Raw genomic sequence first — 16916 nt, forward strand, 5'->3', positions numbered from 1 at the left:
CTATTTTCCTTAGAATTCATAGGCAGAAAGGCAGATTGGATAAATTCCCAGCGTTTTTTATTTTCTTTTTAAAATTCTATACTTCTCATTGCACTCTTTCTCAAAACAAGATACAATTTTCCTATGAATATAAAGGAGGATTCCTATGACAGTAGAACATCCATTTAACAAAATCGTAGAAGGCATTGCAGTTTCTGATATTCGTCAATTCGACGCAGAAGTTTCTACAATTCCTGGCATTATCAAATTAACTCTTGGAGAGCCAAACTTTGACACGCCTGAGCATATTAAAGAGGCGGCTATCCAAGCGATTAAAGACAATCACTCACACTACACACCAAACTCAGGGATTCCTGAATTACGACAAGCTGCGGCTGAGTATTACAACAAGAAATTTAATTTCAATTACACAGCGGACCAAGTCATCACAACAATCGGGGCAACGGAAGGGATTAACGCTAGCTTACAAGCCATCTTAAACCCTGGCGACACAGTCATCGTGCCAACACCAGTCTTCCCGCTATACTTGCCAATCACATTGGTGAACCAAGGGAACTTTATTACGGTGGACACAAGTAACGACGGCTTCGTTTTAACAGCCGACAAATTACGCGAAACCATCGAAGCAAACCCAGACAAAAACTTCAAAGCGGTTGTTCTTGTATACCCAAGTAACCCAACAGGCGTGACTTATTCGAAAGAACAATTAGAAGACTTAGCTGAAGTGATTAAAGAGCACCAACTATGGGCGCTTTGCGATGAAGTCTACGCAGAATTAACATACGACAAGACTCACTACTCTCTTGCGAATATTTTACCGGACCAAACGATTGTCATCACTGGTTTATCAAAATCACACGCGATGACAGGATGGCGTATCGGATTCATCTTAGGACCAACACACTTCATGAACGAAGTCGTAAAAACTCACCAATACATGGTGACAGCTCCAACAAGCTTTGCGCAATACGGAGCGCTTGCGGCGATGTTACACGGCCAAGATGACTGCGCGAAAATGATGGTTGAATATAGCGAACGTCGTGACTACCTTGCTGCTGAGTTGAAGAAACTTGGCTTCGAAGTCGCAAGTCCTGACGGGGCTTTCTACTTATTCGCGAAAATTCCTGCAAAATGCGGTACTGACTCATGGGCATTCGTTCGTGACCTTGCTCCAAAAGCAAAAGTAGCGTTGATTCCAGGGGTATCTTTCGGACCTGGTGGCGAAAGCTATGTTCGTTTCAGTTACGCTGCTTCAATGGAAAACCTAAAAGAAGTTGTCGCTCGTTTAACAACTTACTTAGCAAACATCTAATATTTGGAAGGCGAAAAAAACCATATATGGTCTTTTTTTGCTTTATAGTTTATATACTATATCGTTTTTATTTAAAAAATGTAGAGGCGGAACATGTAATTACCATATTTGGTAATTACATGTTCATTTTCATTCTGAAACTTTTTTCATGAGCCAATCTCTAATAAGACATTCCGATTGATAAAAACAATATACTGAAGTTGAATAACAAATAAAAGAGCTAAAATTATCATATATGATAATTTTAGCTCTTTTGCTTATTTCCAAATACTTTCGATAAAAGTGTCGCGACCTGAAAGTCCGCGGTAACGTTTATAGTGTTCTGGATCCTTCTTGTAGAAATCTTGGTGATATTCTTCTGCAGGATAGAACGTGCTTGCAGGCTCGATTTTTGTCACGATATCTTTTTTGAATCGTCCGCTGGCTTGCAAGGCTGCTTTGGAAGCTTCCGCAATCTTTCTTTGCTCTTCTGAATGATAGAAGATAACTGGTCGGTATGAATCTCCACGGTCCACGAATTGTCCCATTGCATCCGTTGGGTCCGTTTGTTGCCAGTAGACTTCTACGAGTTTTTCATAAGGGAATACTTCTGGGTCGAACGTGATTTGCACGGCCTCTGTATGTCCTGTTGTTCCGCTACATACTTCCTTGTATGTCGGATTTTCTTTGTGGCCGCCTGTGTATCCTGAAATCACAGACTCGATTCCTGGTTGGCTGTCAAATGGCTTCACCATGCACCAGAAACAGCCTCCTGCAAATGTAGCAATTTCTTTTGCCATGTGTATTCCTCCTACTCTTGTTCCGGGTTCAAGGAAACATCTTCCCCGAAAATGCGCATCTTAATCGCAATCCCTGTTCTTGTGCCTGCCGTTCCACCGAGTCCCGTTTCACGGAGTTCTCGTGGCATTCTCACCCCGATACTGCGCATCGCTTCGATGGTTTCATCGGCTGGAATCACGTTTGTAATTCCTGCGAGCGCCATGTCTGCGGCAATCAACGCATTCCCTGCACCAATCGCATTTCGCTTCACGCACGGCACTTCTACAAGACCGGCTACAGGGTCACAAACAAGTCCTAATAAATTCCCAAGCGCTGTCGCAAAGGCTTCGGAACTCTCTTGCGGCGTTCCACCGGCTGCTTCAACGGCTGCGGCTGCGGCCATCGCACTGGCACTTCCGACTTCGGCTTGGCATCCACCTGTCGCTCCGGCAATCATCGCGTTATTGGCTACGACCATCCCGAAGGCTGCCGAAGTGAAGAGGAAACGTACTTGTTGTTCATGGTTCAAGTTCATCGTATCGGCAATCGAAAACACAACGCCCGGTAAGGTTCCACTCGCTCCTGCTGTCGGCGTTGCACATACAAGCCCCATCGCAGCATTCACTTCATTTGTTCCAAGCGCGTATTGTACCCCCGCTAGAATACTATCGCCCGACAATGTTTTCCCACGTTCACGATATTTCTTCATCTTCAACGCATCGCCACCCGTTAAGCCTGTTGGAGAGAACACACCCTCTCCTTCCACGCTTCGTTCAACGGCGTTCTTCATCGTTTGTAAGTTTTTTTCCATTTTCTCCCAGATGTACTCACGACTTTGCTGGGTCATTTCCATTTCTTGTTCAATCATGATTTCCGAAATGGGCTTCTTTTGTTCTGTTGCTAATGCTACCAATTCTTTAATGGTCGAAAACATTGCAAACTTCCTTCCTTATCATCACGCAAACATATAGATGTCATGCGTTTTTCTTAATGTTTGTATTTGTTCTTTTAATTCTGGGGATAATAAATCAGCAAGCTCATATCCCATCATTTGGCTATCTTCTGTCATTTCCACTCGTTGTTTTGAAATGGTAATGCCATGCTCATGTAGTAAATTGTAGAGAACAGGCATTTCCCCGAGAGAAACCACTTCAAGTAAAACCGGAAGCGGACCTGAAAGATCCATCTTAAAGCCATCCACCTCGATGTACTTCACTTCCACTGCTCCGCCACCAACAGAGGTCCCAATGAGGCGAATCGTACGTTTCTCGTCGCTCAAGGTCAAATCCGCAGTATTGGCGTGATTCACAGGGCTTGGTTCTTTTCGCTCGACAAATTCAATATGCATCCCTTGGGATACAGCAATCTCAACGGCACGCGGCACGCGCTCGTCATCTGTCGTAAAGCCTAAAATTCCGCTAATAATCGCAAAATCCGTTCCGTGTCCCTTATGCGTTTCGGAGAATGATTCGTAATAGTCGCATCGCACATTCTTTGGTGTGCCACCGAACAACTGTCTCGCAAGAGCACCCATCGCAATCGCTCCAGCAGTATGTGAAGAAGAAGGACCTACCATAATCGGACCAATAATATCAAAACAACTCTTATAATTTTGTACTTTATTTCCTTCCATGTCGGCACTCCTTTCTTTGCTTTACTATCGTATCAGTATACGCCTTCAATGTAAATTATTTTTGATCTTATTCCATCTATAAAGGCTATTTTTTCGCTTCTTTTCAACTTTCGGAAATTCACTTAACATTACATTTTGACAAATTCGGTTGAAACTCCGCATAATCCCTCTATTTTTCGGCAAACGCTATTGACGAAAGCGTAAAAAAAACTTACAATGGTATTAACTGGTAGTGACCAGTTGTGGAAGAGTTTTTTACGAAAGGAGGAACCGATATGGTAGCCAAACCTTCTCCGCTCTACTCAACACTGAGTTTAGCGTTGATCGACTTCATTAAGACCAAGGGAAAGGCACACGAAAAAATGCTTTCGGAGCGCGAAATTACAAAAGTCTATAATGTCAGTCGCACCACCGTTCGAACAGCGTTGAAGGAATTGGAGACGCTTGGATATATTTATAAGCGTCATGGAAAAGGCACGTTCATTTCAACGCAATGGAAAGAACGCCAAAACTTGCTGGAAGGCTACAGTTTCACGGAACAGATGAAGGAACTCGGCAAGGTCCCTTCCACGAAAATTACTTCGTTGGATTGTTACGAAGCCGATGAATTTATCGCTCCACTCGTTGGAATCGAAGCTGGTGACAAGCTCTTTCGTCTGAAACGCATTCGGTATGCAGATGGCATTCCACTCATGAAAGAAACAACTTTCTTACCATACGACGTCTTCAAAACATTAACGAAGACTCAGTTAGAAGGCCAATCTTTATATGAAGTGTTTGCGAATGATTTTAATCAGCAAATCCACTACGCCGACGAAGAATTCTCAGCGAGCATTCTCACGCCGGAAGAAGCGGAAGTCTTGGATGTGGACCCGCACAGCGCTTGTTTACGGTTTATGCGAACTACATTAAATCCTGAAAATCGCATCATCGAATATACGATTAGTGTTGCCAGAAGCGACCAATTCTTCTACAAAGTAAGACACTATCGTACAAACAACTAAAAAAATATTTGGAGGGTATTATGTTTCAATTTTCAACTAGTCAATTAGAAGCTTTATCTGCAGAAATTACAACGCGCGAAATTCGCCAACAACCAGAATTGTGGAAAGAAGCTTTTGATTACTACAAAGCAAACTTAGAACGCATCACTGCTTTCTTAAGCAACTTACCTGAAGGTCGCCTTCGCGTGATTTTCGCAGGTGCGGGTACATCACAATATGTGGGAGATACGATTCTTCCTTACTTAAAACGTACAGGAAATGAGGACCGTTTTGATTTCCAATCTGTCGGAACAACAAACCTTGTAAGTAATCCACATGACTACTTCAAAGCAGAAATTCCTACAGTGCTTGTTTCATTTGCACGTAGCGGGAACTCACCAGAAAGTCTTGCCAGTGTGCAACTTGGCCAACAAATCGTGCGTGACTTCTATCAAATCACCATCACTTGTGCGCCAGAAGGAAAATTAGCCATTGCTGCTAAAGACGATACAAACAACTTACTCTTAATGATGCCAGACCGCTCTAACGACGCTGGTTTTGCGATGACAGGAAGCTTCACATGTATGACTCTTACAGCGCTTCTTGTATTCGACGAAGCACACTCACTTGAAGAAAAAGAAGGCTTCGTGAAAGCCATCCGTCAAATGGGTACAAGCGTCCTCGAACGTGAAGACGTGATTCAACATTACGTAAACTTAGACTACAACCGTGTGATTTACTTAGGTTCTGGTTCACTTAGCGGCCTTGCTCGCGAAGTTCAATTGAAGATTCTTGAATTGACTGCTGGACAAATCGCAACAGCGTTCGATTCTTCAATGGGATTCCGTCACGGTCCTAAATCATTCGTAAACGGCTCTTCTCTAGCCTTCGTATTCGTATCGAACGACGACTATACGCGTCAATACGACATCGATATCTTAAACGAATTACACGGCGACCAAATTGCACGCCTTGTTCTTGCGGTTGGAGTGGATGCAGAAAGCGACTTTGAAGGTCTATCTTTCAGCTTCGATAAAGACTATCGTTTCGTTCCAGATGCTTATCTTGCACTTCCATATGCGGTATTTGGACAAACGGTTTCTCTACTTTCTTCTATCAAAGTTGGAAACAAACCAGACACTCCTTCACCAACAGGCACTGTGAACCGTGTCGTTAAAGGAGTAACGATTCACCCATTAGAAGCATAAATAACTTTATTGAAAAGAGATGATCCTATGACAACTTATATTTATGCAAAAGCATTTTATTTTGAAGACGAAGTGAAAGGCCCAGGGTACTTACCAATCTTAGACAATGGGACTTTCGGAGCCTTTCAAACTGAAAAACCAGAAAGCGGCGCTACTGTAATCGACTACGGCAACTATCAAATTGCCCCAGGTCTTGTAGATACACATATCCACGGATTCAAAGGCGCTGACGTCATGGATAACGACGTAGAAGCACTTCGTACCATTTCAGAAGGACTTCCTTCCTGCGGGGTTACTTCTTACTTACCAACAACCTTAACCGCATCTCGCGAATTATTAGCGGATGTTTGCCAAACAGTCGGCGATAACGCCACAACACTTGGCGGCGCTAAAATCAGAGGGATTTTCCTAGAAGGTCCATTCTTTAGCGAAAAATACAAAGGCGCGCAAAACCCTAAATACATGGGCGACCCTAAATCTGAAATCTTGGATGAATGGCAAGAACGCGCTGGCGGTTGGGTGAAGAAAATCGCGATTGCGCCTGAACGTGAAGGTGTCGTTGATTTCATCAAACACGCGAAAACAAAAGACATCTATGTAGCTCTTGCACATACAGATGGCACTTACGAAGATTGTAAAAACGCCGTTGAAGCCGGTGCGAATATCTTCGTTCACACTTACAACGGAATGCGCGGCTTACACCACCGCGAACCAGGTGTTGTCGGCGCGGCTCTCACATTGCCAAACGTATTCGACGAACTCATCTGCGACGGTCACCACGTCCACCCAGTGAGCGCAAGTATCGTGATGAAATGTTGCGGTCACGACCATGTAGCCCTTATTACAGACTGCATGCGTGCTGGCGGTATGGGCGAATGCGAATCGATGCTTGGAGAATTCCCTGTTATCGTAAAAGACGGTACGGCTCGATTAAAAGACGGCGGCAGCCTTGCTGGAAGTATCCTAGAACTCATCCAAGGGGTTCAAAACGTTGTGAAATGGGGCATTGCGACTCCACACGAAGCTATTACAATGGCTAGCCTTGTTCCTGCAAAATCAGTCGGTATCGACGACGTTTGCGGACGCATCGACCCAGGGTACGCAGCGGACTTCATCGTATTAGACGATGATTTACAACTCAAAGCGACTTACTTAGACGGTAAGTCCTATTTCGAAGCTTAATAAAATAAAAACAACTAAAGGAGTGTTATTATGTCAAAATTAGTATTAACAAAAGGAAAATATGATCACTTAGTAAAACTTTCAAACAAAAACCATGTCATCGGTGCTTTAGCAATTGACCAACGTGGTTCATTGAAAAAAATGATTGCTGCAGGAAATCCAAATGTAAAAGGTGACGAAGGCATCATCCGCTTCAAAGAATTAGTCTCTGAAGAATTAACAAAATTCTCTTCTTCAATCCTTTTAGACCCTGAATACGGTCTTCCAGCTGCAAAATTACGCCACGAAGACTGCGGACTTTTAATCTCTTACGAAAAAACTGGTTACGATGCAACTGAAATCGGCCGCTTACCAGACTTACTTCCAATTTGGTCTGCAAAACGCATTAAAGAATTAGGCGCTGACGCTGTTAAAGTTCTTTTATACTATGATATTGACGAAGATCCAGCAATCAACGACATCAAACATGCATGGGTAGAACGTGTTGGTAGCGAATGTGTGGCAGAAGATATTCCATTCTTCTTAGAAATCGTTTCTTACGAAGCAAGTGACGACGATGTGAAATCAGCTGCATACGCAAAAGTGAAACCTCATAAAGTAAACGACGCAATGAAAGTCTTCTCTGACCCACGTTACAACGTTGACGTATTAAAAGTAGAAGTTCCAGTAAACATGAACTTCGTAGAAGGCTTCACTAAAGAAGGCGTTGAACCTGTTTATACTCGCGAAGAAGCTTTACGTTTATTCAAAGAACAATCTGAAATTACTGACCTACCATTCATCTTCTTAAGTGCTGGTGTTTCTGCTGAATTATTCCAAGAAACTCTACGCTTTGCTAAAGAAGCTGGTTCTACTTTCAATGGTGTGTTATGTGGTCGTGCAACATGGAAAGATGCTGTATCTGTATTTGCGACTGAAGGGGAAGAAGCTGGTCGTGCGTGGTTGGAAAACCAAGGACGTAAGAACATCGAGGACCTTAATGTTGTTTTAGATGAAACTGCAACTCCATGGTTAGATCGTGCAGAAGTAAAATAATTTAAAGAGCGTTGCTCTTCTAAACACCTAGGATTTTCTCATACGAGTAGTAATGGCTGTACCGGTCTGAGCCAAGGTCTCAGACCTCTCGAGCCTCAAACAGACTCTAGGAAATTTCATTTCCTGAGTCTGTAATTCGCATCGAGTACACTCGCGACTACTACTCGTATAGAATCCTAGGTGTTTTTTTCGCAACACTCAACATTATTTACTTCTTCTAACCATGGATTGCAGAGGAAGGGTGAGAGATACAAGGATGAGGCACCGGCTCGAGCCTAAGGTCTCTCGCCTTTAAAGCCTCAAAGGGGACGTACGGAATTTTATTCCTACGTCCCCTTTGCACAGTGGTTGAATGGAACGAGCTTCGCTACATGTAACTCGCTCGTCCCTATTCAACTTTGTGGGGGAAAGAAAACGAAATGGACAAAATAGCATCTTCTATTTTGTCTATTTCTGTCTTTCTCCCTCATTTTAATGCAAGCTCCATCACTATTACTATAGAATCCGCAAGATTCTCCGAAACCACACTGAGTGTTATTCGCAACGCTCTACTTTTTTACTTCCACTAACCATGGGCGCAGTTGAAACCAGACCCAGTAGAAAAATGCCAATCAGAAGTCTAGGTGTTTTTTCGCAAAGCACTTCTTTTTTTACTTCTTCTAACCATGGTTTGCGGAGGAAGGGAGAGAGAAAACAGAAAAAAGGCCGGGCGAAAACGCTCGGCCTTTTTGGGGTTGATTATTTTTTGATGCTGTATTTTGTGCCTTCGAGGGATGCTTGTAATGCGTCGACGCTTGCGTCTCCTTCGACTGTAGCTACTTTGTTTTCTAAGCTGACTTCAACATTTGTTACGCCTGGGACGTTTGAGAAGCGTTCTTTCACTGTGTTGGCACATCCTGCGCATTTGATTCCTTCTAAATTGTATTCTTTTTTCATCATAAATCTCTCCTTTATAGTTATGCTTTCCAGCGTTTTAATCTTAGGGCGTTGAGGACAACGGATACGGAACTGAAGCTCATTGCGGCTCCGGCAATCATAGGGTTGAGGAGTGGTCCGCCAAAGAGGTGAAGAACTCCCATCGCGAATGGAATTCCGATTACGTTGTAGGCAAATGCCCAAAATAGATTTTCTTTAATATTACGGATGGTTGCACGGCTGAGTTTTAACATCGCTGGTACATCCATCAAGTCGCTCTTCATTAAGACGGCGTCTGCAGATTCGATGGCTACGTCTGTTCCGGTACCGATTGCGATACCGACTTGTGCTTGTGCAAGAGCTGGGGCATCATTGATACCATCTCCCACCATCGCCACAATATAGCCTTCTTCTTGCAATTTTGAGACATAATTCGCCTTATCTTGCGGTAAAACTTCACTAAATACGCGGTCAATCCCCACTTCAGCGGCAATCGCTTGTGCAGTTCGTTCATGGTCCCCTGTCATCATGGCTACTTGAATGCCCATTTCATGTAGGGTTTGGATGGCACGCGCGCTGCTTTCCTTAACAGTATCCGCTACAACAATCAAGCCTTGTACCGCATCGTTGTATCCGATATAGAGCGGTGTTTTTCCTTGTTCGGCGAAATGGTTTGCTTTTTCGTTCATCGCCTCATTGGCAAGACCATTTTCGCGCATCCATTTTTCATTCCCAAGGAAGACGAGCGTTTCACCAACGTGGCCTTTAATCCCGAAACCAGGGATGGCTTCGAAGTTCGTCACTTCATCAAATGTGGCACCTTGTTCTTTGGCTTTGGCAACAATCGCTTCGCCAAGAGGGTGTTCTGACGCTACTTCAAGGCTCGCAGCTAGGCGAACGAGCGCATCTGCATCGGTATTATCGGCAGTAACAACATCTGTGACAACCGGAGTTCCGTTTGTGATAGTTCCTGTTTTATCGAAAACAACCATATTCACGTGGTTGGCTTCTTCCAACGCTTCTCCACTCTTAAGAAGGATTCCGTTTTCGGCCCCTTTACCAGTCCCAACCATGATAGCAGTCGGTGTCGCAAGTCCTAACGCACATGGGCAGGCGATGACGAGGACTGAGATGGTAATCGTGAGGGCAAATACCCATGATTCTTGTCCAAGGAAATACCAAGCAAGTCCAGAAACAAGAGCCAAGCCGATTACGATTGGAACGAATACTCCTGAAACTTTGTCGGCCAGTTTTGCGATTGGTGCTTTTGATCCTTGTGCTTGTTCAACTAACTGAATGATTTGAGAAAGGGCTGTGTCTTTCCCGATTTTTGTTGCCTTTAGAATGAAGGAGCCTGTTTTATTTAAACTTGCCCCAATCACTTCATCGCCAACTGCTTTCGATACTGGAATACTTTCCCCTGTTAACATCGATTCGTCAACGGTTGAGTTGCCTTCTGTCACGACGCCATCGACTGGAACTTTTTCACCCGGTTTTACACGAATGAGGTCGCCTACTTGCACTTCTTCTACAGGAACTTCTACTTCTTGTCCGTCTCGTAAAACCGTCGCCATTTTAGGAGCGAGTCCTACGAGCGTTTGAATCGCCATGGATGTTTTTCCTTTTGACACGGCTTCGAAGTATTTTCCAAGTGTGATCAATGTTAAAATAACGCCGGCTGATTCGTAGTAAAGGTTCATCGCAAAATGCGCATGGCCTTCTAATACATGGTACGTTCCGTAAAGGCTATACAGGAACGCAGCGCTTGTTCCAAGAGCGACTAGGCTGTCCATGTTTGGATGACCTTTAGATAAGGCTTTAAATCCATCCACGAAGAAATGACGTCCAAGCCAGAGAATTGGGAGAACGAGCGCTAATTGAATCAACGCGTAGCTCACAGGGCTTTGCATTGGGCTTAGGAACGCTGGCATTGGAATTCCAATCATATCGGCCATTGCAATAAAGAGAAGTGGCACAGCGAAAATCGCTGAAATGGTTAGGTTTCGCTTCATTTCTCTTAAGTGCGCTTCTTTCTTTTCGTTCTTTTCTTCGAGTTCTTCTTCCACTGATTTCCCACGAGGACGAGCACCGTATCCCACACCATCGACCACTTTGGCGATGTCTTCAGGGGTCACGCTATCGTTTGCTTCAACGGTCATGATCTCGGTTGCCAAGTTAACGCTAGCTTTGTTAACGCCAGGCATTTTGCTAACGGCATTCTCTACCGTCATGGCACATGAAGCACAACTCATTCCTTCAATAATGTACTCTTTTTGTTTGCTCATTACTTTCACCGCTTTCGTTTACATTTGTCGTTTACGTTGTTAGTTTACAACTATAGTTTACAAATGTCAACAAGTAAGCTCAGGAATTTTTTAAATAAATATCCACCGGCTAAGCCGGTGGTTTTTCAGTTTCGGGCATAGCCCTGATCTCAGAGCGACGCATCAATGCGCTCGTGTGTTCTGCGACGAGCACCTATTTACGTTTTTCTGCAAACGTATCTTCCAATTCTAATTCCAATTGTTCCGCTATATGATCTTCTTTTAGTTGATTCCGTATATACTTTCGAGTTCTTACCTACCGTGTCTACATAATACCCTCTACACCAAAACAATCTATTTCTATACTTAAATCTTGCATTCGACCATCTTTCAAATATCATTTGGCTGCTTTTCCCTTTTAAATATCTGACAAAACCAGAAACACTCATTTTTGGTGGTATTTCTACTAACATGTGCACATGTTCCACGCAGACTTCTGCTTCGATTATATTTACATGTTTCCATCCGCATAGCTGCCTTAACATTCTGCCGACATCAAGCCTCCTTGACTCATAGAATGCCTTTCTTCTATATTTTGGTGCGAAAACGATATGATTACTTACAGTTCCATTTCGTATGTGATAAACTGTGTAAGTCATCGGTATATCCCATGACAAAGCCTCCTTAGTTCTTTCGATGTAGTTTGCAGACCACATACGAATTATAACTAGGGAGGCTTATTTTTTCATTATCGCTCCGCTAAAGCTTTTTGAACTCCCAGACAATCCGGAGATTTTAATTAAAACAAAAAGGCCGGACTGGATAGTCCGACCTTGAAAAGTGTCATTAAAAATTATTTTAATGTTACTGAAGCGCCAACTTCTTCTAATTGAGCTTTTAATGCTTCAGCTTCTTCTTTAGCTACACCTTCTTTTAATACGCCAGGAGCGCCATCAACTAATGCTTTAGCTTCTTTTAATCCTAATCCAGTTGCTTCACGAACAACTTTGATTACTTTAATTTTTTGGTCTCCAGCAGAAGTTAATTCTACAGTGAAGTCAGATTTTTCTTCTGCAGCTTCACCAGCGCCACCTGCTACTACAGCTACAGGAGCTGCTGCTGTTACGCCAAATTCTTCTTCGATAGCTTTTACTAAGTCGTTTAATTCTAATACAGTTGCTTCTTTAATGTCAGCAATGATTTGTTCAATGTTTAATGCCATTTTTAATTTCCTCCATTTTTTGGTTGTTTTAATAATTTTTGTTTTGTGTTTTTGAAAGTTAGCTAGCTAGCTTTATTAAGCTGCTGCGCCATCTTTTTGATCTGCAACGGCTTTGATTGCCAATGCAGTGTTGCGAACTGGTGCTTGTAATACTGATAATAGCATTGAAAGTAACCCTTCGCGGCTTGGTAATTTTGCAAGAGCTTCGATTTCTTCTTTTGAAGAAACTTTACCCTCAACAACACCTGCTTTAATTTCTAAAGCTTCAACTTTTTTAGCAAAGTCAGCTAAGATTTTAGCAGGAGCTACTACGTCTTCGTTACTGAAAGCTACAGCTGATGGTCCTTTGAAAATGTCATCCATTCCTTCTAAACCAGCTTCTTTAGCTGCACGAGTTAAAATGCTGTTTTTAACAACTGCAAATTGTACTCCTGCTTTACGTAATTCTGCACGTAGATTTGTTGCTTCTTCTACAGTAATTCCTAAATAGTCAACAACAACAACTGATGATGCGTTTTTGAACTGTTCAGCAACTTCTGTAACTAGTTGCGCTTTTTTAGCAATGATTGCTTCACTCATCTTCGTTTTTCACCTCCTGAAATTTAGGTAGGGCATAAAAAAAACTCTATACCCACAAAGACATAGAGAAATAAGATCAACTTGTTCTCCCTCGGTAGGATATTAAGGCTAGTGCCCCCTACTGTCTTCGGTCGCATTCAACTTTTATTAGTTTACACGATTGACTCTTCATTGTCAACAAAAAACACTAATAAAAAAGAACCAAGCACATGGCTCGGTTCTATCCATTTTTAAATTATAGAGAAGCTACGTCTACTTTAACCCCAGGGCCGAAAGTAGTTGTCACAGCAACGTTACGTACGTATTGACCTTTAACTGTAGCAGGTTTGATACGTAATAATGTTTCGTGAATTGTTTTGAAGTTTTCTACTAATTTTTCATCTGAGAATGAAACTTTACCGATTGGAACGTGGATGTTACCAGCTTTGTCAACACGGTAAGTAACTTTACCAGCTTTGATTTCTTCAACAGCTTTAGTTACGTCCATTGTAACAGTACCTGTTTTAGGGTTTGGCATTAAGCCTTTAGGTCCTAATACACGACCTAAACGACCAACTTCACCCATCATGTCAGGTGTTGCAACGATAACGTCGAACTCAAACCATCCTCCTTGGATTTTTTGAGCTAATTCGCTGTCACCAACGTAGTCTGCACCAGCTGCTTCAGCTTCTTTAGCTTTTTCACCTTTTGCGAATACTAATACGCGTTGAGTTTTACCTGTTCCGTTTGGAAGCACAACTGCTCCACGTAATTGTTGGTCAGCTTTCTTTGGATCTAAACCTAAACGGTATGCAACTTCTACAGATGCATCAAATTTAGCGAAATCTGTTTCTTTTGCTAATGCGATAGCTTCTTCAACTGAGTAAGCTTTAGAAGAATCGATTTTTTTAGCGGCTTCTAAATATTTTTTGCTTTTCTTTGCCATTGTATAATTTCCTCCTATTGTGTGGTTTTAACGGTTTTACCTCCCACAAAGTCCATGAGTGAAACACTCGTGCTAGGGACTTTTGGAAGCTGCATTTGTTTTTAGCCTTCTACTACAAATCCCATTGAACGGGCTGTACCTTCGACCATGCGCATAGCAGCTTCTACGTCTGCTGCATTTAAGTCAGGTGCTTTTAATTCAGCAATTTCTCTAACTTGATCACGAGTTACAGTAGCAACTTTTTTCTTGTTTGGTTCTCCTGAACCTTTTTCTACTTTAGCAGCTTTCTTTAATAATACTGCTGCTGGTGGTGTTTTACAGATGAAGTCGAATGAACGGTCTTCATAAACTGAAATCACAACCGGAATGATTAAACCTGCTTGGTCAGCTGTACGAGCATTGAATTCTTTACAGAATCCCATGATGTTCACTTGTGCTTGACCTAAAGCTGGACCTACTGGTGGAGCTGGAGTTGCTTTACCTGCAGGAATTTGTAATTTAACTAGTTTTACAACTTTTTTAGCCACGAGACATTACCTCCTTGATTGTTTCGTGCGTGGTTTAATGGAGATGAAGATTTCTCCTCCCACGGTGTTCCGACATGTGCATTTTCATGCACTTTGGTATTATATCAAAACTTAATTTGCAATGCAATCTTTATAGTTTATTCTTTTTTAGAAAAACTTCGTTTTTTCTTACAAGCCTTCTTGAACGGTTGCGGTTGCTTCATAGCCACGGTAATGGGGCACCGGATTGAGCCCTATCGTCTCAATTCCTACCAAGCTTCAAACTGACTCTACGGGTTTTACCCTAGAGTCAGTAATTCACATTGGTTGCTATCCCCCATTACTGTTGCTATAGAACCGCAACGTTCTTCAGGCTTGTAAGAAAATGAGATTTTTTTGCAAAAAAGTGAACTGCTAGAAATCGCGTTGCAATGGGATTTGTGCCAAAAGATGAAAATGACATGTCGGTGCCTCTAATGGCCTTCCGTGCTGCGGAAATGGCATAAGGACGGGGTTTGTGCAGGGAGTTTGAGGTGCTTACGAAAGCTGCCCGAAATTCACTTATAAGTGAATTTCGGGCAGTTGAGCTAGTTGTTAAATTCAATAAAGAAAACTTTGAGATAATCGCTGAGCGGTGTGGCTACTGGGACTGCAAAATCGCTTGGCAAGCCTTTTTTCAAGACAATGCGGAACTTACGATTGCCTTCTGCTTCCTGGATTCCCTTCTCAATCATTTGTTGGAATTGAGATTCGCTCACATTCGCTGCATTCGTCGATAACACGAGCGTTCCTTTTGGCGCGACTAATGGTGTGATTTGAGCCACTAATTTGCCGTAGTCTTTTGCCACAGAGAAGGTTCTTTTCTTCGTACGGGCAAAACTTGGTGGATCGACCACGACCGAATCAAACTTCAACTGTTTCTTCACAGCGTATTTGAAATAATCGAACACGTCCATCACATAGATTTGTTGCGATTCTGGGTCGATACCATTGACTGCAAACTGCTCTTTTGTCTTCTCAAGACTACGGTTGGCAACGTCCACGCTAGTTGTTTTTGTCGCGCCACCCATCGCTGCAGCTACAGAAAAGGCACCGGTATAGCTGAAGGTATTTAATACGGTACGTCCTGCACTATAACGCTGGCGAATCGTTTCACGCACTTCGCGTTGGTCTAGGAAGATACCAGTCATCAATCCTTCATTCATATAGGTCGCGTATTTAACACCATTCTCCAATACGATTAGCGGTTCTGGTGCTTCTATCCCGCCGACAAATTGACTTTCTGGCAAGTCCGCTTCATTCTTGAAACGAATCTTTTCATAGACCCCTTTGACACCTTCAAACGAAGCAAGTGCCTGCGTCAAAATCAGGTCGTGGTAATGATAAACGCCCTCGCTATACCAAGAGACAACGATAAACCCATCATACCAGTCGATTGTCACTCCTCCAAAACCGTCGCCTTCCCCATTGAAGAGACGGAAAGTCGTCGTATCCACCGAATGTAAGAGTGCACGTCGGTTTTCGAATGCCGTCTTGAAGATTCCGCTAAAGAACGCATCATCCAATGCTTCGTCTTCCTCTCGGCTATACACCCACGCGACTCCCTTATTTTGGAACCCAACATAGGCCATCCCTAAGAAGCGACGTTGTTGGTCAAAAACTTTCACCACTTCGCCTTCATCTGCGCGAAGTTCTTGAGCAAGGTCCATCTGACTAATCAGTGGACTTCCTTTTTTTATCAATCCCGCTGCTTTTTGTTTCACGATGATTGTTCCCATAGATTATTTTCCCCTCCATTTCATAATGGCACGATACAGTAGGAATCCAAGCCAACTTCCTAGAACATTACAGAGAATGTCGTCGATATGGCTGACTCCTGTGTAAAAGATAAATTGAAAGAACTCGATGGCAAAAGAGGTCCAGAACCCGTACCAGAGTGAACGTGAGTGTCCTTTTTCTTTTCCATAGAGCAAACCGCAGAAAAATCCAAGTGGCATAAACCACACGATATTTCCTACTACATTATAATACGCTGCAAAGACCGATCCTTGCATAAATAATTTAATACTATCGACAAACGGCACCCACATAATATCCGAGAGCGGATGCGAGACAATCTGTAGCGTAAACGTCTCGTTCGTGCTTCTGAAAATCGTGAGCTGCGCGAGCAATATAATATAGAAGATAAATAAATTTCGGTAGAGCTCCCACTTCCAGACGATTTCGCCTTTTTTCCGTGAGAATAAATAAATAGACCAAACGATCAGCCATCCGAGAAACAGGATGATTGCGTGGTCTACACTGAAAATAAACAAACGAACAAGTGGAAGGTGATTCACTCGCCCATCAAATAATCGGACTAGCCATTGATAGAATGGGCCAAGTAAATACAT

At 42.8% G+C, this 16916-nt stretch carries 16 protein-coding genes, 1 pseudogene and 1 other annotated feature; of the genes and pseudogenes, 5 read left to right on the top strand and 12 right to left on the bottom strand.

What is annotated here, in order from left to right:
• Positions 1 to 145: 145 nt before the first annotated feature.
• A complete protein-coding gene (locus tag ADH02_RS03045) occupies positions 146 to 1312 on the top strand; it encodes an aminotransferase class I/II-fold pyridoxal phosphate-dependent enzyme (RefSeq protein ID WP_048782509.1) in 1167 nt (388 codons plus the stop codon).
• Between the two features lie 257 nt (positions 1313 to 1569).
• On the opposite strand, the gene msrA is transcribed toward ADH02_RS03045, so the two are convergent.
• The 3 genes from msrA to sdaAB are packed head-to-tail and all read right to left on the bottom strand — an operon-like array spanning position 1570 to position 3704.
• Positions 1570 to 2091: a peptide-methionine (S)-S-oxide reductase MsrA gene (msrA, locus tag ADH02_RS03050; protein WP_048782511.1), complete on the bottom strand. Its 522-nt coding sequence runs from the start codon at positions 2089 to 2091 to the stop codon at positions 1570 to 1572.
• A gap of 11 nt (positions 2092 to 2102) precedes the next feature.
• Positions 2103 to 3005 (bottom strand): L-serine ammonia-lyase, iron-sulfur-dependent, subunit alpha, encoded by a 903-nt coding sequence (gene sdaAA / locus ADH02_RS03055; protein WP_048782513.1) that lies wholly within the window; start codon positions 3003 to 3005, stop codon positions 2103 to 2105.
• Positions 3006 to 3026: 21 nt separating this feature from the next.
• On the bottom strand, positions 3027 to 3704 hold the full coding sequence (gene sdaAB / locus ADH02_RS03060) for an L-serine ammonia-lyase, iron-sulfur-dependent subunit beta (protein WP_048782515.1): 678 nt from the start codon (positions 3702 to 3704) through the stop codon (positions 3027 to 3029).
• A 275-nt stretch (positions 3705 to 3979) separates the two neighbouring features.
• Between sdaAB and ADH02_RS03065 the strand changes: the two genes are divergently transcribed.
• From ADH02_RS03065 to lacD, 4 genes are read left to right on the top strand one after another with little or no spacing between them, the layout of a single operon-like run.
• A complete protein-coding gene (locus ADH02_RS03065; protein WP_048782517.1) occupies positions 3980 to 4708 on the top strand; it encodes a GntR family transcriptional regulator in 729 nt (242 codons plus the stop codon).
• A gap of 20 nt (positions 4709 to 4728) precedes the next feature.
• A complete protein-coding gene (locus tag ADH02_RS03070) occupies positions 4729 to 5895 on the top strand; it encodes an SIS domain-containing protein (RefSeq protein ID WP_048782519.1) in 1167 nt (388 codons plus the stop codon).
• Between the two features lie 27 nt (positions 5896 to 5922).
• Positions 5923 to 7077, top strand: coding sequence for an N-acetylglucosamine-6-phosphate deacetylase (gene nagA, locus ADH02_RS03075; RefSeq protein ID WP_048782521.1), 1155 nt, complete (start codon positions 5923 to 5925; stop codon positions 7075 to 7077).
• A gap of 30 nt (positions 7078 to 7107) precedes the next feature.
• The gene (gene lacD / locus ADH02_RS03080; RefSeq protein ID WP_048782523.1) at positions 7108 to 8112 is read left to right on the top strand and encodes a tagatose-bisphosphate aldolase; all 1005 of its coding nucleotides are present in this window, start codon (positions 7108 to 7110) and stop codon (positions 8110 to 8112) included.
• 738 nt (positions 8113 to 8850) lie between these two features.
• On the opposite strand, the gene ADH02_RS03085 is transcribed toward lacD, so the two are convergent.
• The 9 genes and pseudogenes from ADH02_RS03085 to ADH02_RS03125 form a co-directional block, all read right to left on the bottom strand.
• A complete protein-coding gene (locus ADH02_RS03085) occupies positions 8851 to 9048 on the bottom strand; it encodes a heavy-metal-associated domain-containing protein (RefSeq protein ID WP_048782585.1) in 198 nt (65 codons plus the stop codon).
• Between the two features lie 20 nt (positions 9049 to 9068).
• A complete protein-coding gene (locus tag ADH02_RS03090) occupies positions 9069 to 11312 on the bottom strand; it encodes a heavy metal translocating P-type ATPase (protein WP_053091394.1) in 2244 nt (747 codons plus the stop codon).
• 193 nt (positions 11313 to 11505) lie between these two features.
• A pseudogene (gene tnpA, locus ADH02_RS03095) lies at positions 11506 to 11963 on the bottom strand (IS200/IS605 family transposase).
• A 181-nt stretch (positions 11964 to 12144) separates the two neighbouring features.
• Positions 12145 to 12513, bottom strand: a complete 369-nt coding sequence (rplL, locus tag ADH02_RS03100; protein ID WP_048710944.1) for a 50S ribosomal protein L7/L12 — start codon at positions 12511 to 12513, stop codon at positions 12145 to 12147.
• Positions 12514 to 12588: 75 nt separating this feature from the next.
• On the bottom strand, positions 12589 to 13092 hold the full coding sequence (gene rplJ / locus ADH02_RS03105; protein ID WP_048782524.1) for a 50S ribosomal protein L10: 504 nt from the start codon (positions 13090 to 13092) through the stop codon (positions 12589 to 12591).
• 28 nt (positions 13093 to 13120) lie between these two features.
• Positions 13121 to 13241, bottom strand: a sequence feature (ribosomal protein L10 leader region).
• Positions 13242 to 13327: 86 nt separating this feature from the next.
• Positions 13328 to 14017: a 50S ribosomal protein L1 gene (rplA, locus tag ADH02_RS03110; RefSeq protein ID WP_048782526.1), complete on the bottom strand. Its 690-nt coding sequence runs from the start codon at positions 14015 to 14017 to the stop codon at positions 13328 to 13330.
• Positions 14018 to 14118: 101 nt separating this feature from the next.
• Positions 14119 to 14544, bottom strand: a complete 426-nt coding sequence (gene rplK / locus ADH02_RS03115; protein WP_005607816.1) for a 50S ribosomal protein L11 — start codon at positions 14542 to 14544, stop codon at positions 14119 to 14121.
• A gap of 566 nt (positions 14545 to 15110) precedes the next feature.
• Positions 15111 to 16301, bottom strand: coding sequence for a class I SAM-dependent rRNA methyltransferase (locus tag ADH02_RS03120; protein WP_048782529.1), 1191 nt, complete (start codon positions 16299 to 16301; stop codon positions 15111 to 15113).
• Positions 16302 to 16304: 3 nt separating this feature from the next.
• Positions 16305 to 16916, bottom strand: coding sequence for a VanZ family protein (locus ADH02_RS03125; protein WP_048782531.1), 612 nt, complete (start codon positions 16914 to 16916; stop codon positions 16305 to 16307).

It is taken from the genome of Streptococcus sp. 263_SSPC, assembly GCF_001071995.1.
Lineage (GTDB): Bacteria > Bacillota > Bacilli > Lactobacillales > Aerococcaceae > Granulicatella.